The following is a 1,492-nucleotide window of genomic DNA, read 5'->3' as shown; positions in this document are numbered from 1 at the left end:
CCAAGGTGTCAACTAAGTACTGACGCAGGACACAGCTGGGACCACTGACAGCCCGCCTAGTGCGGGCTTTTTCATTGTCGGGGGCAGGGAGCGATATCGCCTCCTCTGGGATCAGTGGATCAAAGCGTAAGAGTCGGGCAAAGAGGGCAACAGTAGGTGCATTTACGTTTGGGGCTTGTGTCGTAGCTTGACGTGCACGTTCTAGGGCTCTAAACGCGCTCATTTGTGTGGATTCAATCGGTACTTAGGGGTCGGGGAAATGGTGTCGGTACTGTGCGTCTAGTGCGCTCTCTTTATGGTCGTGGGCTGTGTGATTCGCCTCGACGATCGGTGCCCAACCTAGATCTCCGGAGGCCGCGATGATTGTGGTTGCGGTGACGTTCCCAACGCGATGGCAATCCGTATCGAAGTGTGCGGGAGTAGCCGTATGGCGGGGTGCTCATCGGATTCAAATCACGCTCTGCAGCCACCTGGGGCTGTGTATCCACGATTTTGCGGATGATGGGACAACTCTGGACGTGTGATGAGAGGGCAGGGGTGGGGAAGAGGAGGCTTGGAAGTAGTGGGAGAGAAGAGAAGAAAAGGGGAGGAAAGAGAAGAAATGTGAGGAAAGAAGAGAGTCGAGGGGAAGGCGGGCGCGCGCGCAGTGGTGGTGCTGGTCCTATTATCGTTGCCTCACTTCTTTAGGGGAACGGGGAGAGGCCAAGGGGAAAGAGCATCTGGAAAAACAAGGAGGAGAGCCCATGTGGCGGATCAGGGAATTCGCGACGGTTCCAATCGGTCAGCCTCAAGGCCTCCTAATGCCAATCGTGTGATTCAAAAGCGTTTTTCAAAACAGCTTGTTACCAGGGGATTTGTAACATCTTTGAGTTAACGCTATTGTTTTGGGAGCAAGCAACGCACAGCACAAAGCGCAGTTGGTTGCTACGCGGATGTAGCGCAGTTGGTAGCGCATCACCTTGCCAAGGTGAGGGTCGCGAGTTCGAATCTCGTCATCCGCTCGGTGAAACTAGTTTTCACTTTTAGCGCGATTAGCTCAGCGGGAGAGCGCTTCCCTGACACGGAAGAGGTCACTGGTTCAATCCCAGTATCGTGCACTGAGAGTTCAATGCTCTTTGCGGATGTAGCGCAGTTGGTAGCGCATCACCTTGCCAAGGTGAGGGTCGCGAGTTCGAATCTCGTCATCCGCTCTCCAGGCCCCATCTCGTAAGAGTTGGGGCTCATCATTTACAATGGGATATGACTTGGTGGAATGGCCGAGTGGTGAGGCAACGGTCTGCAAAACCGTGCACACGGGTTCGATTCCCGTTTCCACCTCCAACCAGAGGTTCCTGCGCTCCTGCGGGAACCTCTTTTGTTTTCTCGATTGCTAGCGAATGTGGAGCTTAAGGGGTTAAGGGAAAAACGTGCGTCGTTACGACGTGTCGTTGTTAAGGGAAGTTTCGTGTGTCTGGGGGGTCGGGTTAAGCGCCAAAACGTGTGTCTTTTCGGC

The 1,492-nt window shown here is 54.3% G+C and carries 4 tRNA genes; all 4 read left to right on the top strand.

From position 1 onward, the window contains the following. The first annotated feature begins 928 nt into the window (after positions 1–928). Positions 929–1,001 (top strand) — tRNA-Gly (locus HMPREF3044_RS05440). A 24-nt stretch (positions 1,002–1,025) separates the two neighbouring features. Beyond that, positions 1,026–1,097, top strand: a tRNA-Val gene (locus HMPREF3044_RS05435). Positions 1,098–1,117: 20 nt separating this feature from the next. Then, positions 1,118–1,190, top strand: a tRNA-Gly gene (locus HMPREF3044_RS05430). Between the two features lie 56 nt (positions 1,191–1,246). Then, a tRNA-Cys gene (locus HMPREF3044_RS05425) sits at positions 1,247–1,320 on the top strand. Positions 1,321–1,492 lie beyond the last annotated feature (172 nt).

Origin of the sequence: Corynebacterium sp. HMSC073D01, assembly GCF_001815555.1 — a bacterium.
Lineage (GTDB): Bacteria > Actinomycetota > Actinomycetes > Mycobacteriales > Mycobacteriaceae > Corynebacterium > Corynebacterium glucuronolyticum.
The sequence above is the reverse complement of the archived record's forward strand: the minus strand, read 5'-3'. Positions and strand labels throughout refer to the sequence as shown.